Origin of the sequence: Blautia hominis (assembly GCA_002270465.1) — a bacterium.
GTDB classification, from domain to species: Bacteria; Bacillota; Clostridia; order Lachnospirales; family Lachnospiraceae; genus Blautia; species Blautia hominis.
In genome coordinates, this window is record NQOF01000003.1 from 91,766 (window position 1) to 112,714 (window position 20,949).

The window sequence follows — 20,949 nt, forward strand, 5'->3', positions numbered from 1 at the left end:
TAGTTGCTTATCAATCCAGCATATATTTTGCAAATGCGATCGCCAGTTCCTGTTTGCAGGAACGGCTGACAGGCAGTTCTTCCTCCCCGATCAGCACAGAATTTCCCTGTAAGGACTGCACGTATTTCAGATTTACAAGATAACGGTTATGTATTCTCACAAAATGATCGGGAAGCTCTGTCTCCAGATCAGAAAGTTTTCCATAGAATGTATACTGGTCTTCCGGGGTTACGGCATTTACAGACCGCTTATCACTGGAAAAATATAGGGTCTGATTAAGCGGAAGGCGCAGTCTCTGGCCTTTAGACTCCACAAGATAATACTTTTCCGTATCTTTACCTAACCGTTCCAGGGCAGTGTGCAGCACAGAGACGATCTTTTCCCTCTGATACGGCTTCAATATATAGTTAAGAGCCTGCACCTCATACCCCTGGAACACAAAGTCAGGATAAGAGGTGACGAAAATGATCTCCGGCGCAGAAGTCCTTTTCCTTATCTCCCGGGCAGTTGCCACGCCGTCCAAATCCTTCATCTCAATATCCAGGAATATTATATCAAAAGCAGAATCATTCAGCGCCCGGACCAGCCCTTCACCGCAGTCAAATTCCGCAATTTTAAACGTCTCTCCGCACAGATCCAATTCTGTCTCCAGAACCTTTCTTAAATCATTGCGCAGTGCTCTCTCATCATCACAAATTACCAGATTCAGCATAAGTCAGTGATCCTTTCGGTTTTGCCAAAATGTTAATGATATAGTATAAAATTTAAGGGGGGGACTTGATTTCTCGCATCCCCCGGTGTATAATCAACTCAAGAAAGGCAATCAGATGTAAGATCTGATACCCTCGGTGGAATATAATCTATTAGAAATAGCATCCAACTTTCTCAGGGCGGGATGCTATTTCTTTTTGTCGTTATGCTGATCTATGTAAGTCAGGGCCGCAAAAATCACAAGCAGTAATGTTAATACTTCAAGTGTATTCATTGGCATCACCCTCCTTCGTAAAAACTAGAGGGTGTAAGAAATTGCATCCGCTGTTCCTTGAGTGATCACCTGTTTAGTATACCATAGGTTGTTTTATGCGGCAACATAATTAACACCTGTTTTAAGCAACTTAATATTGCATATATGCAAATCTATAGTTGCAAAAGCCGATTCGTCATATTATCCATATCTGTCCCAAAACTTGCCAGACCCCATTTTCCCTTGCAGCTATCCGGTAGGTATTTATTCAAAGCAAATTCCCTGCCCATATTATAAAGAATGCATGTCGAATATTGTCATATATAACGAACCCAACCTTAAAAATTTCAATGCATATAAAAAAATATTCTATGTTTTATTCATTAAATATCAGATATACTGTCAATATCAACAAAGAACACGAAAAAGAGAGTGTTAAAGGAAAAGGAGAAAACAGCTATGAAGAAAAAAATTGTTTTACTCACTATGGCAGTATTGTTTGGACTTTCAGCTACCGCATGTGGTTCTGATAATGCGGAACCGAGCAGCACAGACACAACAAAACAGGAAGATAAAAAGGAACCGGCAGCCGAAGCGTCAGACGTGGCAAATAAGGATAAACCATTAGTGTGGTTTAACCGTCAGCCATCCAACAGTTCAACCGGGGCACTTGATATGGCAGCTCTGACTTATAATGACGATACATATTATGTGGGATTTGACGCAAACCAGGGTGCTGAGCTTCAGGGCCAGATGGTAAAAGAGTATATAGAGAATAACATTGACAAGATCGACCGCAACGGTGACGGTGTCATCGGCTATGTTCTGGCGATCGGTGATATCGGACATAATGACTCCATCGCGCGTACAAGAGGTGTTCGTAAAGCCCTTGGCACCGGCGTTGAAAAAGACGGCGACATCAACAGTGAACCGGTAGGGACAAACTCAGACGGTTCAGCGTCAGCCGTACAGGACGGTTCCATCGAAGCAGGCGGAAAGACCTATACCATCCGTGAGCTGGCTTCCCAGGAGATGAAGAACTCCGCAGGCGCTACATGGGATGCTGCGACAGCAGGCAACGCCATTGGCACATGGGCATCTTCTTTCGGCGAAGAAATTGATGTGGTTGTTTCCAATAATGACGGTATGGGCATGTCCATGTTCAATGCATGGTCAAAAGACAACACAGTACCTACCTTTGGTTATGACGCAAACAACGACGCAGTTGCTGCCATCGCAGAAGGCTACGGCGGAACGATCAGCCAGCACGCTGATGTGCAGGCATATCTGACACTCCGCGTTCTCCGCAACGCATTAGACGGGGTAGACATTGATACAGGTATCGGTACCGCCGACGAAGCCGGCAATGTACTGGGTGAGGACGTATATGTGTACAAAGAGGACGAACGTTCCTACTACGCACTGAATGTTGCAGTTACTGCTGACAATTACAAAGACTTTACAGACTCAACAAAAGTTTACGAGCCGGTTTCAACCCAGCTTGACGAAAGCGCACATGCAACCAAGAAGGTATGGCTGGATATCTACAATGCTTCCGATAACTTCCTGAGCTCAACATATCAGCCGCTTCTTCAGAACTATGATGATCTTCTCAACCTGGATGTAGATTACATCGGCGGTGACGGACAGACAGAGTCCAACATTACAAACCGTCTGGGAAATCCGAGCCAGTACGATGCATTTGCGATCAACATGGTTAAGACAGACAACGCAGCTTCTTATACCTCTTTACTTAATCAGTAAATGACTGTGAAGGTAAGAAACAGTTACCGTTGAAATAAGACTATTAGGGAGAAGAGATTCTCCCTAATTGTTTGAATACTAGTATACAGGAGTAAAAATATATGGAAGATAAGAAAGATGATATCGTCTTATCCATACGCGGTATGAGCAAGTCCTTTGGCCGGAACAGGGTTCTGGACCACATCAACCTGGATGTGAAGCGGGGAACGGTCATGGGGCTTATGGGTGAGAATGGTGCCGGTAAGTCCACAATGATGAAGTGTCTTTTCGGTACCTATCAGAAGGATGAGGGCAATATCTTCCTTGAGGGCAGGGAAGTGAGCTTTTCCGGACCGAAAGATGCTCTTGAAAACGGAATCGCCATGGTTCACCAGGAATTGAACCAGTGTCTGGAAAGAAATGTGATCGATAATCTGTTCCTTGGCCGTTATCCCACCAATTCTATGGGGGTCATTGATGAGGGCAGAATGAAAAAGGAAGCCTCTGAGCTTTTTAGAAAGCTGGGCATGACGGTAAATCTTACCCAGTCCATGCGGCACATGTCTGTATCACAGCGGCAGATGTGCGAGATCGCCAAGGCCATTTCCTATAATTCCAAAGTGATCGTTCTCGATGAACCCACCTCCTCCCTGACCGTGCAGGAAGTGGATAAACTCTTCGAGATGATGCGGATGCTGAAGGAGCAGGGGATTTCCCTGATATACATTTCTCATAAAATGGATGAGATTTTTGAGATCTGTGATGAGATATCCGTGCTCCGGGATGGTAATCTGGTTATGACGAAACGCTCCGAAGACACAGATATGAATGAACTTATTGCGGCTATGGTGGGCCGTTCTCTGGAAAACAGATTTCCGCCGGTGGACAATACACCAAAGGATGTGATTCTGTCTATCCAGCATCTGTCAACAAAGTTTGAACCTCATTTGCAGGACATTTCTTTTGACGTAAAAGAAGGAGAGATCTTCGGCTTGTACGGATTGGTGGGAGCCGGGCGTACGGAACTTCTGGAAACCATCTTCGGTGTCCGCACCAGGGCGGCGGGACGTGTTTATTTTAATAACCGTCTCATGAATTTCGGCAGTGCAAAGGAAGCCATGGAACATGGATTTGCCATGATCACAGAGGAGCGGAAAGCCAACGGACTTTTCCTGAAAGGTGATCTTACGTTCAATACTACCATTGCAAATCTGGAACAGTATAAGTCCGGGCTGGCCCTTTCTGATTCTAAGATGATAAAAGCCACGTCCAATGAGATCAAGATCATGCATACAAAGTGTATGGGCCCGGAAGATATGATCTCAAGCCTCTCCGGAGGGAATCAGCAAAAAGTTATTTTCGGCAAATGGCTGGAGCGAGGTCCCCAGATCTTTATGATGGATGAGCCTACAAGGGGTATTGATGTGGGCGCAAAATATGAAATATATGAGCTGATCATCAATATGGCAAAACAGGGCAAGACCATTATTGTTGTCTCATCTGAGATGCCGGAGATTTTGGGGATCACCAACCGTATTGGTGTGATGTCAAACGGACATCTTTCCGGAATTGTTAATACAAAAGAGACGAACCAGGAAGAGCTTTTAAGGCTCAGCGCAAAATACTTATAATGAGGGAGATGGATGGATATGGCGAAAGGAAACAGTAAGATTCTTACGGCTGAACAGGAAATACAGCTGCGTCAGCCAATCGAGGATTATGTCGGTAAGATTCAGACAAAGATCGACAGCCTCAGAGTGGATGGAATAGACAAAGTTATCTCTCTTCAGAATAAAATTGACAGTGTAAAGAGAGACCGCAATTTTACAAAAGAAGAGAAGGAAGCCGAGATCGCAAAAATCCGGACAGAGCTGGAAAAGGCAAAAACGGTTGATGCGAAACACAAAGATGAGATTTCAAAATTGATCTCTGATGCGGAGGCTTACCTCAAAGAGCATTTTGACAGTGACTATTATCTGCCGGTCAAAGAAAGCTGTGAGCAGGAAAAAGCAGCCGTTCAGGAGAAGCACCGCAGAAGGATTGCGGAATTGGAAAAACAGCATCAGGAGATCATGTCAAAACTTACGGACCATCAGGAAATAAAAGATGAGAAGTATGTTTATAAGAACCGGCTGTTTGACGCAAAAATGCAGTTGGAAAAAGATCTGCAGCAGGTAAAAGACAGAAGGCATATGGCATACAATTATAAATATCATCTGATCGATATGCTTCGTATGTCAAAATTCACCTTTATCGAGTCCAGGGCACAGAAGTGGGAAAATTATAAATATACATTCAACCGCAGGGCATTTCTTCTTGCGAACGGTTTGTATATTGCCATCATCCTGATCTTTATTATGCTGTGTGCCATTACTCCGGTGGTGAAAAATGTTCCTCTGCTTACATATAATAATGTCCTGAATATTCTTCAGCAGGCATCTCCCCGTATGTTCCTGGCACTGGGTGTTGCCGGCCTGATCCTCCTTACCGGTACAGACCTTTCCATTGGACGTATGGTTGGTATGGGCATGACAACTGCAACGATCATCATGCATCAGGGTATTAATACAGGGGCGGTCTTCGGACATGTGTTTGACTTTACGAGTATGCCGATTGGGGTTAGGGTAATCCTGGCACTGGTAGTATGTATTGTATTATGTACATTTTTTACGGCCATTGCAGGTTTCTTTACTGCCAGATTTAAAATGCATCCTTTTATCTCCACTATGGCCAATATGCTGGTCATCTTCGGACTTGTCACATACGCTACGAAAGGTGTGTCATTCGGTGCCATTGAACCTACGATCCCAAACATGATCATTCCAAAAGTAAACGGTTTCCCGACTATTATCGTCTGGGCAGTGGCAGCCATTGCAATCGTCTGGTTCATTTGGAATAAAACAACATTTGGCAAAAACCTGTATGCTGTGGGAGGCAACCCGGAAGCAGCAGCAGTTTCCGGTATTTCCGTATTCGGTGTAACGGTTGGCGCGTTTATCCTGGCAGGTATTCTTTACGGATTCGGTTCCTGGCTGGAATGTGCCAGAATGGTTGGCTCCGGTTCCGCAGCTTACGGACAGGGCTGGGAGATGGATGCCATTGCAGCCTGCGTAGTGGGCGGTGTTTCCTTTACCGGTGGTATTGGTAAGATTTCAGGTGTAGTGGTGGGTGTAATGATCTTTACGGCACTTACATACTCGCTCACCATTCTTGGTATTGATACAAACCTTCAGTTTGTATTTGAAGGTATCATTATCATCGCGGCGGTGACACTGGACTGTCTGAAATATGTTCAGAAAAAATAATAAAGAATGATTTCCAAAAGGGTCAGAAGCAGTTCTGGCCCTTTTGATGTATTTGGGTTACGGCTCACAGGCCACTGTTCCGGGATGGGAGTTCCGGTACCAGATCTGTGATTGGAGTAGACTGGTTACGTCTCACAGGCCACTGTAAAGGGCAGAACTGTGCACCGCGAAGCACATTACTGTGCAAAGAGCTGCGTTTTTAGTATACTGTGAACAGTGACGTAAACTGTGAGCAGTAACATATTTTGAGCAACGGTGACATTTACATACATTTGTGTATTTGTTATAATAAATTTGACAAATACCAGTTACCCAATTGAAATAAGGAGGAAGTGGCTCACACCATGGAGATAAAAAAATGAATACATACGGAGTGCTTTTGGTAGATGATGAGGAGGAAGTCATCCGGGTCATCATGAGAAAAATAAATTGGGAAGGGCTGGGTTTTTCGGTGATCGGTTATGCCAACAACGGTATGAAGGCTCTTGAGATGGTGGAGGAGTTTCAGCCGGATGTGGTCATGACGGATATCAAAATGCCGTATATGGATGGAATGGAGCTGTCTAACCGCATTAAGACGGAATTTCCCGCAACCAAGATATTGATCTTTACAGGTTTTGATGAATTTGAGTATGCCAAAGAGGCAGTTCATCTGGAGGTAGAAGAATACATTCTGAAGCCGGTCAATTCTATAGAGCTGACCAATGTACTCACCCAGCTTAAGATAAAACTGGACCAGGAGATAAGCGAAAAGCGAAATGTGGAGACTTTGCAGAAGTGTTATCTGGAATCCCTGCCGCTTCTGCAGGCTAACTTCTACTCCACATTGGTGGAGGGAAGGATCCAGGAGAAGGAGATCCCAAAATATCTTGCGGATTACCAGATCTCTTTTCCGGGGCCGTTTTTCTGCTGTCTTGTCATTCATACATCATCAAGTCAGGTTCCCAAGGATATGAATCCTCTGCTGTTATCCACGTCTGTCTATAACCAGGCAACGGAACGTCTGGGAGAAAAGTGGCAGGCGAAATGCTTTTCTTATCTGGGGAATACCATTTTGATCGCACAGCTGAAAAGTGAAAACGAGGTCTCAGAACTGACGGATGAATGTGACAGATTCTGCAGATATGCCCACCGGATCATTGGTGCGGTTGTCACTGTGGGGATTGGCCAGGTCTGCGGAGATATCCTTGATCTTTCCAGGTCGTACAGCGGTGCAAGAGAGGCGGTTTCATACAGGGTGATCTATGGCGCTTCCAGAGCCATAAATATTAAGGAGATCGCGCCCCAGGAGATGAGCAGATCCGATACTGCCGGTGATACAGAATTATCGAACTTGTTTAAAACCATACGCCTGAATCCGGCGGAGGATATTGAACAGGCGGTCAGGAAGTATCTGGAGCAAATATCTTTTCCGGCAAAATCTCTGCAGCAGCATCATATTGACATTATGGAACTGGTGAGCGCATTATACAGGTTCACGGCTAATAATGATATTGCCACGGAAGATTTTTCGGGAGATATGCGGAAACTGTACAGCAGCCTTCTTGATCTGGGACCGGATGCACTGCAGAAATGGCTCATTGATATCAGCCTTTCTTTTCGGGAAAAATTGATCAGTGCACGAAGCAGGTCAACAAAAACCTTTGTATCCAGGGCAATGGAATATGTCCGCAGCAATTATTCGGATGAAGAGCTGTCATTGGATAATATCTGTGAGGTTTTGGGCGTTTCCAACTCCTATTTTTCAACTATTTTTAAAAAAGAGACCGGTAACTCGTTTATCGGTTATCTGACGGACTATCGTATGGACCGTGCATCACGACTGCTGATCGAGACAAATGAGAAAAGTTACATCATAGCAAAGCATGTGGGCTACACGGATCCGAATTATTTTAGTTATGTATTTAAAAGGCGGTTTGGCGTGTCACCTTCAAAATACAGAACGGAGCATACAGAAAGTGAAAAATAAGTATTTCGGACGTTTGAAGAAGGCGGAGCCCAGCGGAATGCAGTCGACAGTTATGTTTGCCATTTCCGTGATATCTATTTCCATTATGCTGATCTTGGGGATTGTGATGTATTTCCGGTTTTCTCTCTTATCCCGGCAGGAGATCACACAGAGTACACAGAAGCTGATGGAACAGGCAGGGGAAAACCTGGAGGACTATCTGGGCAGTATGCGGCAGATATCGGATGCTGTCTATTATAATGTTATAAAAGAGAATGATTTATCCAATCAGGATATGGATATCCAGAGGGGAATGAATCTTTTGTATGAAGCCAACAGAGACAACCTGCGCAGTATTGCTATCTACAACAATTACGGGAGCCTGCTGGCAGCAGAACCCCTTGCGTCCCAGAAAGAGGACCCTGATGTCACCAGGCAGGACTGGTTCAAACAAGCCATGGGCGAGATGGAGAATATGCATTTTTCCACGCCTCATATCCAGAATCTCTTTGATGACGGAACCTTCCGTTATTACTGGGTGATCTCTTTAAGCCGTGTTGTGGAGCTTACAAATAACGGGGATTCCCAGTTGGGAGTTCTGCTTGTGGATATGGATTATTCCAATATCTCGCGGATGATGAAACAGATCAACACCTTAAACAACGGTCAGTATTATTATCTGTGTGACAGCAACGGGGAGATCATCTATCACATGCGGCAGATCCAGATCAGCGACGGAATCGGCAGTGAGAACAGCAAAGCAGCTGCAAAGTACAAGGATGGCGTCTATGATGAGACATTTCAGGGAGAGCGCCGCAAGGTTATTGTCAACACTATCAGCTATACCGGATGGAAGCTGGTGGGGGTGATCCCCTATTCCACATTTACGCACGGTATGGTCAATATCCGGTATTTTATTATGGTCCTTATGCTCCTGATGGCCATGATGCTTGTGATCATCAATCGTGTTGTTTCTGTGAGGATATCCAGACCCATTCTGAAACTGAATAATTCCGTAATGGAATACGAAGCAGGAGAGAAGCCGGAGATTTATATGGGCGGCCCTCTGGAAATCAGGCATCTGGGGTATTCCATACAGAGGTCCTATGAGCAGATCGAGACGCTTATGAAGGAAATTGTACTGGAACAGAACGAAAGAAGAAAAAGTGAACTTGACGCACTGCAGAGCCAGATCAACCCGCATTTTTTGTACAATGCACTGGAGTCTATTACATGGATGGTGGAAGGCGAACGGAATGACGATGCGGTATTTATGATATCCCAGCTTGCAAAACTTTTCCGGATCAGTCTTTCAAAGGGCCGTACGGTCATCAGTGTAAAAGATGAACTGCAGCATGCGCAGAGTTATATGAATATACAGAAAGTCCGGTATAAGAACGCATTTTCCATTGTGTTTGATGTGGACCCATCAATTTATTCGTATTGTACCGTGAAGCTAATCCTGCAGCCAATACTTGAAAATGCCATTGCCTATGGGGTCAGCAGCATGGATGACTGTGGTGAGATAAAAGTGGCCGGCAGACTGGAAGATGAAAATATTATCTTCTCTGTGACAGATAACGGGATCGGAATGTCAAAGGAGGAGGTAAGTCTCATCCTGACAGACAGCAAGCGGGTCCATAAACATGGCTCCGGGGTAGGACTTGTGAATGTGAACAACCGTATTCAGATCCTCTTTGGAAAAGAATATGGACTGAGGATTGAAAGTGAGCCGGATGAGGGAACCACAGTATCCATCTGCATTCCGGCGGTTCCCTATACGGAAGAAAACAGCAAGATCCTTGAAAAGGGATATATTTTCAGCAGGGAAGAAATGATCGACAAGAAAACACAGGGTAAAGAGAGATGAAAAACAGCAAGAGATTGTTTATTCTGATAGAAGCGGTTTTAGCTGTAATGGTTATGGTACTTGCTTTTGTCATGCTCCGGGAAAGAAACGGAAAAGATCTTGATAAGGTTTCCGTGATCATTCAGAATTCGGATGACGGTCAATGGTCTGCGTTTAAATATGGACTCAGAATGGCAGCGGAAGATTTGAAATTGGAGATGTTTGTTGTCAGTACCGGAGGCCCCCTGACGGTTGAGGAGGAGAAAAACCTGATAGAACGTGAAATCGAAAACGGGGCAGACGCGGTTATTGTACAGCCTGCTCTGGGGGATGGCGCAGAAAAAATGTTATTGAAAATGGAGAAAAAGGTTCCGGTCATGCTTGTAGAATACACGGCATCCAAGGATAAGGAGGCTTCCCTGCTCCCCACTGCAGAACCGGATAACTATGCCATGGGCACAGCTCTGGCAGAAGAACTGCTGAAGGACTACAATGGAAATCTAAATGGGAAAACATTAGGCATTTTCCAGGAAACCGACAATACGGAAGCTGCGCGCAACCGCCGAGAAGGATTTACTGATGTGCTGAAAGACAGCGGTGTCAAGATTAGCTGGTCGGTATCCGGCCCTTTTGGGGAGAAAGAAGAAAATTTTTTGGAAACCCAGCCCAGAGTGGATTTTGTGGTCGCTCTTGATGATAACAGTCTGATAACCGCCGGGAAGGATTCTGCCGCCAAAAATCTGCATGGAGCCTTAGTGTACGGAATCGGTAATTCTACGGAAGCGGTTTATTATCTGGATACAGGCATAGCGGAATGTCTTGTGGTGCCCGATGCATTTAATGTGGGATATCAAAGTCTGACAGAGACGGCAGAGGGGCTTAAAAAATATTTTTACAAAATGCAGGACAGAACCGTATCCTATACGGTTATCCGCAGAGATACACTGTTTTCAAAAGAAAACCAGGAAGTCCTATTTACCATGAGCCAGTAAAAGCAGACAGGCCCGTCTGCTTTGGGCATCTGCGGCATATTGATAAACAGGAAGAAAACCAGAGGTATACAATGAAAGCGAAAAAAATATTGGCGGCAGGAATGATTCTCTGCATGAGTATGCAGTTCTTATGTGCCTGCGGAAAACAGCAGCCGGCTGCGTCAGACAAGGTTCACGCAGGCGTTATATGCTATAACCAGAGTGACACATTTCTTGGGGAATTGATCGCCTGTTTTAAAGAGGAGCTTCATCAATACGAGAGCGATGAGTTTAAGACCACTGTGACACTGCGGGATGCGGGAGGTTCCCAGCGGACCCAGAATGACCAGGTAAAGGAGCTGATCGACGCGGGCTGCAATGTGCTCTGTGTGAACCTGGTAGACCGGGCAGACCCCTCGGAGATCATTGATCTTGCAAGGGATAATGACGTGCCTATTATATTCTTTAACAGAGAGCCGGTGGCAGAGGACCTGATGCAGTGGGACGGGCTTTATTATGTTGGAGCAGAAGCGAAACAGTCAGGCGTGATGCAGGGGGAACTGGCGGTAGACGCCATACAGGCAGAGGGCAGTCAGATAGACCGAAATAAAGATGGAAAGATCCAATATGTGGTGCTGGAAGGAGAACCGGGCCATCAAGATGCCATCATCCGCACGGAGAATGCTGTGGAAACCTTGAAAAACAATGGCATTGAACTGGAAAAACTCAGCTACGGGATCGCAAACTGGAACCGGGCACAGGCCCAGAACCGAATGCTGCTGCTGATCAGCCAGTATCAGAATAAGATTGAACTTGTGCTGGCCAACAACGATGATATGGCTCTTGGCGCCATAGATGCCTATAAGAAGTTAAATTATACGGAATCTGCCCTGCCTGTATTTTTCGGTATTGACGGCACAGATGTGGGACTCAAAGCCGTCCTGGATTCGGAGATGGCAGGCACTGTTTATAATGATAAAGAGGGACAGGCAGAGGCCATGGCAGAGCTGGCAGTGGCGCTTGTTACCGGGGAGGGCATGGATAAAATAAAATTCGAGAAGGATAAATATGTTTATCTGCCGTATTCTAAGGTGACCGCGGAAAATGTTGGTGATTATATCAGGGAAGAGAAAAAGTGATCATTTATTATGGGAATCAAATATATGGACATAAGAAACTACAGATTTCGGATATGTGGGTTTAGTAAGCGGAGCCTGATGGGCTGGATGGCAGTGGCCGGGATTATTGGGGATTAGGAGGCAAAAGTTTGGCAGAACTTTATATTGATAAGAAATATTATAATACATTGTACATTGAAGGTTTTTTCAGAATGATGAAAGATCCTTCTTACTGTTATAAATTCTATTGGCTGGAAGCTATCGTACATCTGATTTCCGAGGGCAGAGACAAGGCCTCCTATGATGAGCTTATCAATGAAATGATCGCAAACGCCTGGTATTCCGTTTTGGAATTTCACGTACATCTAAGCGGGATCAATGGTGAAGGGGTGATCAAAGACAACCTGGAAAAAGCTGTGATCAGATTACATGAATTGACAGCGCTTCCCAGCCATGCATCAAAAATTGAGATAAAGAATAAAATAGCTGAATTTGATAAAGACAGAGAATTGCATAACAGGAAGATGGAACTGACAAAAAATGTTCCTGTAAAGGCACTCTCGGGATTTGCCAATACAGGGGAGGAGCAGGTCAGCCTGGATGGGAGTGCGGGAAGGATGAGGGCCTATTTTAATCTTCTCAATGAAACAACCGTTTTGCTGCCATATACATTTGGTGATGAGAATGGGCTGAAGAGAACCATTTACTTTAATGACGGATGGATTCAGATGATTCAGGATAACACGGTGTCTATTCTGGGATGGGTTCAAATGGAGAAAGTAAAATGGCTTCAAAACAATAATCCGGAAGTCCCCAGTCTAGTATATAAATTGGCTCCCTTGGATGAAAAAATGCGGAAACTGGCTCATGTAAGAAAGCTGTGGGGGAGCATTCTGGAAATGCATCCTGTGGTGGATGTGTTTGGAAACCAGCCGATCCAGGAGGACTCCTATGATGTGGATCATTTCATTCCCTGGTCCTTTGTCATGAATGATGAGTTGTGGAATCTGATGCCAATGGACTCCTCACTGAATTCTGAAAAGAGCAATAAGCTTCCCTGCTGGGAACCGTTCTTTGAGAGGTTTGCCGGTAATCAATACGCTATGTATGGATTAATACATAGAATGGATGGAATCCATAAATTATATGAAGCCTGTTACCGGGATAATCTGCATTCTATCTGGGCAAATCGGGAATTATACCGCAAAGGGAATTCAAAGGAAGAATTCTTTCATATATTGGAAAAGAATATGAGACCGGTTTACGATTCTGCGAGACGCCAGGGGTATGAAATGTGGATCAGGAAAGATCAGATGGGGCAGAACTGAATGATAGGGTGTAGAAACCCAGTCTTATATACTGTTATTGATATAGGTTTGGAAAAGGATATGGATAAAAGATAAGGTTAGAGTCAGACCGGGGAATGCATGTTGCATTCCCCGATTAATTTTTGCGGAAAAACCTTCATGCAAAACTTTACAAAAAACGGGTCAAACTTGTCATTCGTACATCTGTGATCTCCTCCCTTTTTTCGATAGAATAAATGCATAAGAACAACAAGTGCAGAACAAAAAAGCACAATATATATAAAACAGGGAGGATCACTTATGTTACAGGTAAATCATTTATACAAGAGCTATAAAACAGGAAACACCACATACGAGGTATTGAAGGATGTTTCATTTTCCATTGAGGAGGGCGAGTTCGTGGCAGTTATGGGGCCATCCGGTTCCGGTAAAACCACACTTTTGAACTGCATTTCCTGTTTCATTCCTCATGATAAGGGCGAAATCCTGCTGGATGGAGTCAATATCTCTAACATGAAAGAAGAACAGATCGCAAAAATAAGAAATGAAAAACTCGGTTTTGTTTTTCAGGACTTCATGCTATTGGACGGTTTGAGTGTTTTTGAAAATGTATGTGTTCCAAAAGTGATCCACCAGGAACCATACAGGCAGATGGAGACAAAAGCCCAGAAACTCCTGAAGATGTTTGACATTGCGGATATTGCGAAAAAATTCCCGGCTGAGATATCCGGCGGACAAAAACAGCGCACCGCAGTGGCAAGGGCCTTGATGAACAACCCGCTTTTGATCCTTGCAGATGAGCCTACAGGCAACCTGGACAGCCGTTCCAGCGAGGCGGTCATCGGAGCATTCTTAGAGGCACAGAAAGAATTACGGGCAACCACATTTATGGTAACCCATGACAGTTTTTCTGCCAGTTTCTGCGACCGCGTTATTGTGATGAAAGACGGAACCGTGTATACAGAACTTACCAGCAATGGCGATCACAGGGCATTTATGGAAGAACTTTTGGATGTTTTGAGAAAAATGAACGGTGGTGAATAGAATGAAGCTCAGTGGATTATTTGCAAAATTAAGGAAAAATAATAAAAAAGAATATTTGCAGTTCCAGTTCTGCATGACACTTTCGATTCTTTTGATCACCTCATACCTTGTCATGTACGGAAGTGATCTGGTGCAGAAGACACTGCCGAACGGAGGAGATTCCAGAAAAGTAGCGGATATGATCTTCGTTCTTGCGGCAGTGGGATGTATTATGTTCAGTATCTATGCGGCAAGTCTGTTTTTAAGATACAAGAGCAGGGAAACCGGTATTTTCCTTGCGCTGGGAGCGGGAAAAAGTAAACTTGCCAGGGCATTATTTACGGAAATCGGCAAGATGATGGCATTGTGTTCCGCAGCAGGGGTTCTGCTTGGTATCTTACTTGCGGCAATCGTAGGCATCCTGTTTGAAAAGGTGGCAAGCAGCGGAAATAATAACCATTTTTCTATTTCTGTTATGGGAGTTGCAGGCGGCATGATCTACAGCCTCATATTGATACTCTGCATTGCGTTCATGTGTGTGCGGTTTATGAAGAGAAGTAATGTTATGGACATTATCAATGAACAGCGCAAGCAGGAACCGCTGAAAAAGAGTGTGTCATTTTTCTATCTGATATCCGGTATTGTGATGATTCTGGTGGGCGTGATAATAGGATATTTTCTGCCGATCATAACCGTCAAAGTGAGCGGCCACTGGCTGGGAGGGTGGACGAATCTGTTCTATATCCTTGCAGCAGTCGGACTTTACCGTATTTTAGTTTACTCCATTGCCTCACACAGAAAGGGGAAAAATCCCCAGAAATATTATGACAATATGATATCTTACGGTATGCTCAAATTCCAGGGAGGCTCTGTTGTCAGAAATATGCTTGTCATATCATTGCTGCTCATGGGTGTACTTCTCGGTATCTTTTATCTGCCGCTTCAGGGAGGCAATGGTTTTGAAGACGCTGAGGATGATATATCTTACCGTTATCCCGTTGATGTGGATGAATTGTCCGAGGAGGATGTGCTCTCCATGGCAGACAAATATCAGATTTCTGTCAAGGATTACCGGGAGACAGAGTTTATCCAGGTGCTGGGGGACGGTGTAAGCCGTGAGGATATGGATGAGAACAATAACCTTATTGAGGAATATAAAGAAAAATATTTTTACTATGAATGCATCAGTGCTGCCCAGTTTGAGGCTGTTACCGGAATAAAAACAGAGATTGCAGAGGGCCATTACAAAGAAATACAAATGGGAACAGCCAGGGAAAATATTTATAATAAATTTGGGGATATGACCAGGCTGTATCTGCAGAATGAAGAGGATTATATTCCTATGGAATTTGACGGACTGGAGACATATCATTCCCTGGTGAGAGGTGTGGGATTCGACTCCGAGGCCAGGTATATTATCAATGATGCAGATTATGAAAAACTGAAAGCCGGCGTAAGGGATGACAAAATAATGCGTCAGGTGTTGTTTGATATTGAGGACAGTGACCAGTCCTATGCATTTTGTGAAGAGCTGTATGAACAATTTTGCAGCAGAGCATCGGAAAGCATGAATTATATTGCTGCCTATAATGGATATCAGGCAAAAGTTCTTGGAGAAGATTATGGATATAATATGCAGGGAATCTATGACGGGAAAAGACCGGCCCTGGAACCTGACTGGCTGTACCGACCTATAGTCCTGCCCCTTGAGAGGGAAAATGCGGCTATGAGGCGTGCCATCTTTTTACTGCTGTTTGTATACATTGCCGTTATCTGCCTGGCTTCCGAGAGCATTATCCTATATACAAGAAGTCAGAATGTGGCACTGAAAAACAGCCAGATTTTTAAGGATTTGGAAAAACTGGGAGCAAATAAAAAATATCTTCGCAGACTTTTGAAAAGCCAGATAGGAAAATGTTTTGTCCTGCCTACCGTAATGGGATGCCTTCTGATGTTTATATATGAGATTCTGATCATGTGGCAGAATGATGGTATCATGACAGCGGGTGAATGGGGAATCACAGGGGTGATGGTAATGGTCATTGCAGTGATCGGCATCTACCAGTTTATTTTATATAAGGTATCCATGAAAAACGCGGAAGGTGTTCTGGATATATCCAGATAAACAGCAGTGAGAAATATGCCGTTGCACAAGTTTTCGCTATCCTCTATAATAAAAGAAACGTGACGGTCCGGTACCATCACAGCTACAAAGAAAAACAGAGGAAGCGGGGGATGCATGTGCTGAAAATAGCGGTATGCGATGATGAGGAATCATCGGTTTCTCTCAGTGAAACATATACCAGACAATGTCTGGAAGCGTGTAGTGCCGCCGGGGAGGTTACGTGTTATACGCGCAGTCAAAACCTGCTCTGCGATATTACGGAAGATGGATTCCATTATGATTTGATCCTTTTAGATATTGAGATGCCGGAAACGGACGGTATGGAGTTAGCGGAAAAAATAAAGCCTTTTCTCCCGGATGTAAAGATCATTTTTATCACATCTCATCTGGAATACGCCATCGACGCGTATGAGCTGTCCATTTTCCGCTATGTGCCTAAGAATGATATAGAAAAACGCCTGACAGCAGCCATCACGGACGCTGTCAGGCTGCTTTTGATTGAGGAGGGCGAATTTTATACCATTAAAAACGGAAGTTCTATGGAAAAGATACCGTACCATGAGATTTATTACATTATGAAAGACGGTAAAAATTCCGTATTCCATACTTCCAGGGGAATCTCAAAAGTCAGGAAAAGCCTGCAGCAGGTATATGATGAACTTGCAGCAGAAGAATTTATTTTTACAGACAGAGGATGCATTGCGAATATGGTCCATATCATGCAGTTTAAAAAGCAATCCCTTGTCTTGAAAAACCAGGAGGAGCTGCCGGTCAGCCGTTCCCACGTGCAGGAAGTGCGGGAACAGATCACAGCGTATTGGGGGGCACATATATGACAGGATGGATATTTGCTGTTTCCGGCACCATAACGGACGGCATCATTATTTTTCTGTGTTTATTTTTGATCCAAACCTGGGCGGGATATAAAAAAGAGGAATTTCGTACTGCGGCATTGGTCACAGCGGTTTCCCTGGCGGTCTTGTCAGGGCTTTTTCATTTTGCTTTTCACATGCCGGATTACCCGGTTTTGGTATTGCAGGTCGTTCTGGTTTCTTTTGCAGGAGTACGGCTTTATAAGATCAGAAATAAAATGGCCCTTTTTCTGGCTGTGGAATATGCAATGGCAGTTTGTTTGTGGGAATTCATCCTTTGCTGTGTCGTTGGTATTGTGCTGCACGCGGAAACGATCCCCGGCAGAGGGACAGGCGGAAAACTGGCGGCAGATTGGATCTTATGCCTTTTTATAGGGGTTCTGACATGTTTTCTCTATAAAAGGAGGGAGGAGGAGCAGGCGGTGCGCAGGATCCTGTCCCGGACCGCAGTGGCCGGGCTGCTACTGGCAGTGTCCCTTTCCCAGCAGCAGGTTCTTCCCATAGGGGAAGATGAGTTCTTTACTCCCCTGATACTTGCGTTGGTTCTCCTGACAGGGATGCTGGTGTATTATACCCAGAGGCAGTATGAGAAAGAGAAAGAACTGGTGGAATTAAAGTCCATGCAGAAGGAGCTTCTGGAGCGGGATTACAGGCGGCTGAATGAAGTATACGCAGGGAATGCAAAGCTTTTCCATGACTTTCACAACCATATGACGATTCTGGGACAGCTTTTGGAGGAGGGAAAGACAGGGGAGGCTTCTGCTTATCTGGAGGATATACGGGGTCCTGTGAAAAAAATAGCCAAGACAATCTGGACCGGGGACGAAACCATGGACTTTCTTATAAACAGCAAGCTCATGGCAGCAAAAGAAAAGCAGATACAAGTGGAGGCCAACATTGAATTTCCCCGGCAGACAGGCATTCGCAGTGCTGATTTATGTGCTGTCCTGGGAAATCTCCTGGACAATGCCCTGGAGGCAGCCGGCGGGATAAAAAATAGCCGAAAACCCGTGATCCGGCTGACCATACGCCGCATCAATTATATGCTGATCATCAAGGTTCAGAATACCTGTGAAAATCCCCCCATGCGAAAAAACGGAGAACTGAAGACCACAAAGAAGGACGATAATCTTCATGGATGGGGACTAAAAAGTGCTGCCGCTGCGGCAGAAAAATATAACGGTACGCTGCAGACCTGCTGGGAGGATTCTGTATTTACAGCTACTGCAGCCATGTGCTACGAGGAAAAGGCAAAAGAATACAGCAGCAATTAAAATCTGTAACTCATTTCTGCATGAATACAGCACTGGCCGACTGGCAGCCACAGCGTAAAAGCGGCAGTCACAACAGGTACTCCGCCGGATGGAGTACCGGATGCAGCTTCCGTTTGCGGACAAAATCCTTCCATTTACGCCCACAGACGTACAACGGATCCTTCTATGCTAAGATAACATGAAAGAAAGGAACAAAGTAACGAAAAGGAGGAATCATATATGCGTCATTTTTATTTTCGTTTGGTATTTGGTGTGATCTGGCTGCTGGCGGCAGGGGTGAGTCTTTTTTCGGCTGATATTGGGCTGTGTGCATTATACACGGTACTGGGAATTCTCTTTCTTCTTTCCGCAATGAGAATAAGAAAGAACGGGGAGGAGAAATGAAAGCAGAATTTTCCGTAAAAAACCTCACAGCCTGGTATACACAGGAAAAACCCGTTTTGCAGGAAGTTACCTTTCATCTGCAGGGGCATGAAGCAGTAGGTATGATTGGACTGAACGGAGCGGGAAAGACCACGCTGCTGAACTGCCTTTGCGGTCTGCATGACGGATTTCAGGCAGAGAGTGTCAAGTGGAACGGCCGGGAGATAAGGTTTAGAGAACCTGCGTTTATGTTCCTGAGATATGCTGTTTTCGACGGGGATTCGCCTTTCGGATACTTCACGTTCCGGGAATACCTTGCCTATGTATTTCGGACCTATAAAAAGCAGGTACCTGATATAGAGAAACTGATCCGGGGATTTTCTTTTGAGCAGTATGAAAATGTTCTGATCAAAGAACTGTCCACCGGAAATAAGAAAAAAGTATACCTTATCACCGCATTTGCACTGCGCCCGGCCCTGCTTTTTTTGGATGAACCTGTAAATGGTCTTGATTTTCAGAGTACAGAATTTCTATACAGTCAGATGAAGGAATATAAGCAATACGGAACCCTTTTCTTTTCCTCCCATGTCCTGGAAAGCGTATCCCTCACAGCGGACAGGATCCTGCTGCTGAAAAACGGCAGCATAGAGGAGCTTTGCGACGAGACATGGAAAGAAAAGGGAGACATAAGGGAGGTGCTTTGCCATGTGTGAGACCTTTGTGGTATTTTTGAGAAAACTACTTGGAACGCAGTGGAAGCGTGTGGGCAAATCCTTTATAAACTGTGGAATAATAGCTGCCGCCGCCTATGCCTTCTACGGCAGTGTTCCGATTAGGGAAAAAATTTTCTACCTGATACTCTTCACATTTACAGCAGGAGCTATGTGGAAAGCTCTGTCATCAGAGGAAAATACCGTGGACTTACGGGGCATCCTGCTCCTCCCCATTCCGGGCAGTTCTGTGATACGGTCCTGTACAGCAGCTCTTGCCGTTTATACGGTTATTACTAAAACATCTCTTCTCCTTACAGGATTGACAGCGGCATCCGGATTTGAACCACGGAAGATCATAAATGGCCTTGTCTGTGCATCCAATGCCTGCCTTTGCGCGGCGGTCATCTACTTTCTGTTTCGCAGAAAAACAGAAATCTGCTATATTGCGTCCGTCACACTGGCTGTCACAGAATTATCCCTTACCCTGGTCACAGAAAAATACACAATGGCTTTGTCATCACTTATAAGCCTCGGAGTCCTGACACTCCTTCTCGGAAGATTCGATCCCTGCAGCTTTTGCTATTCCCCTGCGAAAACGTACAAAATACAAAAAAGCAAAACAGGCACCATAGAAAAAGGAAAAGTCTTCCGATATTTATTCCGATACATGGCATCGCACGGCAATTATACAGTGAACACTCTGGCACTATGCGGTCTTGCCCTAATGTTTTCCTTCCTCATTCCCAAAATGGGAGGCGTGAGTCTGATGCCCATGGGATTTGCCCTGCTCACCCTGAATACACCGGTCTCAATCCTATTATCCTCTGACAGGAAACTTTGCCGCGGGATCCACATGTTTCCCGGGCAGATCAGACAGTTTGCCGTTCCTTACGGTGCATTTACCGTGTGCAGCCTGCTTATCCCCGAATCCGTATTTTTCCTTTCCTGCGTCATCCAATACCCGGAAGTGGGGTGGACACAAGCCATTACCGCGCTCCTCTTCATCCTGCAAAGTGCCCTGCTCCTTGTTGTCTTAGAGTGGAGATTTCCCATCACAAAATGGAAAATCGAAAGCGACCTGTACCACCACCCCAGAAAATACGTTGTCCCCGTAATTATGCTCCTATGTTCCGGCATTATCAGCACATGGCCGCAAATGCAATATATGCTGGCCCTTCTGCTCATGGCAGAAGCAGTCTGGCTTATCAGAATAATAAGAGATGAAAAAACGTAAAAGATCCCAGTCATCCGCTGCATCTGCTTGTTCCCCGCCTCATTCCGCTCGTTTTTGTCCCCCTCATTTTTATACTTGCATAACCCACCTAAAAGGAATATAATAAAACAAAAATGCGTGCACGAGTACATTTAAAGGCA

16 protein-coding genes are annotated in these 20,949 nt (G+C 44.8%); 15 read left to right on the forward strand and 1 reads right to left on the reverse strand.

Annotation, left to right across the window (positions count from 1 at the left end):
* Window positions 1–10: 10 nt before the first annotated feature.
* Window positions 11–712, reverse strand: a complete 702-nt coding sequence (locus tag CI595_RS11150; RefSeq protein WP_095173346.1) for a LytR/AlgR family response regulator transcription factor — start codon at window positions 710–712, stop codon at window positions 11–13.
* A gap of 711 nt (window positions 713–1,423) precedes the next feature.
* On the opposite strand from CI595_RS11150, the gene CI595_RS11155 reads away from it, so the two are divergent.
* From CI595_RS11155 to CI595_RS11220, 15 genes are all read left to right on the forward strand, one after another.
* The gene (locus tag CI595_RS11155) at window positions 1,424–2,728 is read left to right on the forward strand and encodes a substrate-binding domain-containing protein (protein WP_095173347.1); all 1,305 of its coding nucleotides are present in this window, start codon (window positions 1,424–1,426) and stop codon (window positions 2,726–2,728) included.
* Window positions 2,729–2,829: 101 nt separating this feature from the next.
* Complete coding sequence (locus CI595_RS11160; protein ID WP_095173348.1) at window positions 2,830–4,338, forward strand: sugar ABC transporter ATP-binding protein; 1,509 nt, start codon at window positions 2,830–2,832, stop codon at window positions 4,336–4,338.
* A gap of 18 nt (window positions 4,339–4,356) precedes the next feature.
* On the forward strand, window positions 4,357–6,012 hold the full coding sequence (locus CI595_RS11165) for an ABC transporter permease subunit (protein WP_095174320.1): 1,656 nt from the start codon (window positions 4,357–4,359) through the stop codon (window positions 6,010–6,012).
* Between the two features lie 358 nt (window positions 6,013–6,370).
* Window positions 6,371–7,981 (forward strand): response regulator, encoded by a 1,611-nt coding sequence (locus CI595_RS11170; RefSeq protein WP_095173349.1) that lies wholly within the window; start codon window positions 6,371–6,373, stop codon window positions 7,979–7,981.
* Complete coding sequence (locus CI595_RS11175) at window positions 7,971–9,830, forward strand: cache domain-containing sensor histidine kinase (protein WP_095173350.1); 1,860 nt, start codon at window positions 7,971–7,973, stop codon at window positions 9,828–9,830. Before CI595_RS11170 ends, CI595_RS11175 begins: the two co-directional genes overlap by 11 nt.
* Entirely contained in the window at window positions 9,827–10,801 is a 975-nt protein-coding gene (locus tag CI595_RS11180; protein WP_095173351.1) for a substrate-binding domain-containing protein, read from the forward strand. Before CI595_RS11175 ends, CI595_RS11180 begins: the two co-directional genes overlap by 4 nt.
* A gap of 71 nt (window positions 10,802–10,872) precedes the next feature.
* Window positions 10,873–11,919: a galactose ABC transporter substrate-binding protein gene (locus tag CI595_RS11185; RefSeq protein WP_095173352.1), complete on the forward strand. Its 1,047-nt coding sequence runs from the start codon at window positions 10,873–10,875 to the stop codon at window positions 11,917–11,919.
* 128 nt (window positions 11,920–12,047) lie between these two features.
* The gene (locus CI595_RS26410) at window positions 12,048–13,226 is read left to right on the forward strand and encodes an HNH endonuclease domain-containing protein (RefSeq protein WP_243135148.1); all 1,179 of its coding nucleotides are present in this window, start codon (window positions 12,048–12,050) and stop codon (window positions 13,224–13,226) included.
* Window positions 13,227–13,505: 279 nt separating this feature from the next.
* Window positions 13,506–14,249, forward strand: a complete 744-nt coding sequence (locus CI595_RS11195) for an ABC transporter ATP-binding protein (RefSeq protein ID WP_095173353.1) — start codon at window positions 13,506–13,508, stop codon at window positions 14,247–14,249.
* Between the two features lies 1 nt (window position 14,250).
* Window positions 14,251–16,353, forward strand: a complete 2,103-nt coding sequence (locus CI595_RS11200) for an ABC transporter permease (RefSeq protein ID WP_095173354.1) — start codon at window positions 14,251–14,253, stop codon at window positions 16,351–16,353.
* A 110-nt stretch (window positions 16,354–16,463) separates the two neighbouring features.
* Window positions 16,464–17,189, forward strand: a complete 726-nt coding sequence (locus tag CI595_RS11205) for a LytR/AlgR family response regulator transcription factor (protein ID WP_330397269.1) — start codon at window positions 16,464–16,466, stop codon at window positions 17,187–17,189.
* The gene (locus CI595_RS11210; RefSeq protein WP_095173355.1) at window positions 17,186–18,499 is read left to right on the forward strand and encodes a sensor histidine kinase; all 1,314 of its coding nucleotides are present in this window, start codon (window positions 17,186–17,188) and stop codon (window positions 18,497–18,499) included. Before CI595_RS11205 ends, CI595_RS11210 begins: the two co-directional genes overlap by 4 nt.
* A gap of 219 nt (window positions 18,500–18,718) precedes the next feature.
* The gene (locus tag CI595_RS26345) at window positions 18,719–18,883 is read left to right on the forward strand and encodes a hypothetical protein (RefSeq protein ID WP_167388457.1); all 165 of its coding nucleotides are present in this window, start codon (window positions 18,719–18,721) and stop codon (window positions 18,881–18,883) included.
* Window positions 18,880–19,575, forward strand: coding sequence for an ATP-binding cassette domain-containing protein (locus CI595_RS11215; protein WP_095173356.1), 696 nt, complete (start codon window positions 18,880–18,882; stop codon window positions 19,573–19,575). Before CI595_RS26345 ends, CI595_RS11215 begins: the two co-directional genes overlap by 4 nt.
* On the forward strand, window positions 19,568–20,809 hold the full coding sequence (locus tag CI595_RS11220) for a hypothetical protein (protein WP_095173357.1): 1,242 nt from the start codon (window positions 19,568–19,570) through the stop codon (window positions 20,807–20,809). The genes CI595_RS11215 and CI595_RS11220 overlap by 8 nt, the downstream gene beginning before the upstream one ends.
* Window positions 20,810–20,949 lie beyond the last annotated feature (140 nt).

Excerpts from the sequence above, each read along its gene's own strand:
- CI595_RS11150 (WP_095173346.1), bottom strand. The coding sequence starts at position 712 with ATGCTGAATCTGGTAATTTGTGATGATGAGAGAGCACTGCGCAATGAT.
- CI595_RS11155 (WP_095173347.1), top strand. The coding sequence starts at position 1,424 with ATGAAGAAAAAAATTGTTTTACTCACTATGGCAGTATTGTTTGGACTT.
- CI595_RS11160 (WP_095173348.1), top strand. The coding sequence starts at position 2,830 with ATGGAAGATAAGAAAGATGATATCGTCTTATCCATACGCGGTATGAGC.
- CI595_RS11165 (WP_095174320.1), top strand. The coding sequence starts at position 4,357 with ATGGCGAAAGGAAACAGTAAGATTCTTACGGCTGAACAGGAAATACAG.
- CI595_RS11170 (WP_095173349.1), top strand. The coding sequence starts at position 6,371 with ATGAATACATACGGAGTGCTTTTGGTAGATGATGAGGAGGAAGTCATC.
- CI595_RS11180 (WP_095173351.1), top strand. The coding sequence starts at position 9,827 with ATGAAAAACAGCAAGAGATTGTTTATTCTGATAGAAGCGGTTTTAGCT.
- CI595_RS11185 (WP_095173352.1), top strand. The coding sequence starts at position 10,873 with ATGAAAGCGAAAAAAATATTGGCGGCAGGAATGATTCTCTGCATGAGT.
- CI595_RS11195 (WP_095173353.1), top strand. The coding sequence starts at position 13,506 with ATGTTACAGGTAAATCATTTATACAAGAGCTATAAAACAGGAAACACC.
- CI595_RS11200 (WP_095173354.1), top strand. The coding sequence starts at position 14,251 with ATGAAGCTCAGTGGATTATTTGCAAAATTAAGGAAAAATAATAAAAAA.
- CI595_RS11205 (WP_330397269.1), top strand. The coding sequence starts at position 16,464 with ATGCATGTGCTGAAAATAGCGGTATGCGATGATGAGGAATCATCGGTT.
- CI595_RS11210 (WP_095173355.1), top strand. The coding sequence starts at position 17,186 with ATGACAGGATGGATATTTGCTGTTTCCGGCACCATAACGGACGGCATC.
- CI595_RS26345 (WP_167388457.1), top strand. The coding sequence starts at position 18,719 with ATGCGTCATTTTTATTTTCGTTTGGTATTTGGTGTGATCTGGCTGCTG.
- CI595_RS11215 (WP_095173356.1), top strand. The coding sequence starts at position 18,880 with ATGAAAGCAGAATTTTCCGTAAAAAACCTCACAGCCTGGTATACACAG.
- CI595_RS11220 (WP_095173357.1), top strand. The coding sequence starts at position 19,568 with ATGTGTGAGACCTTTGTGGTATTTTTGAGAAAACTACTTGGAACGCAG.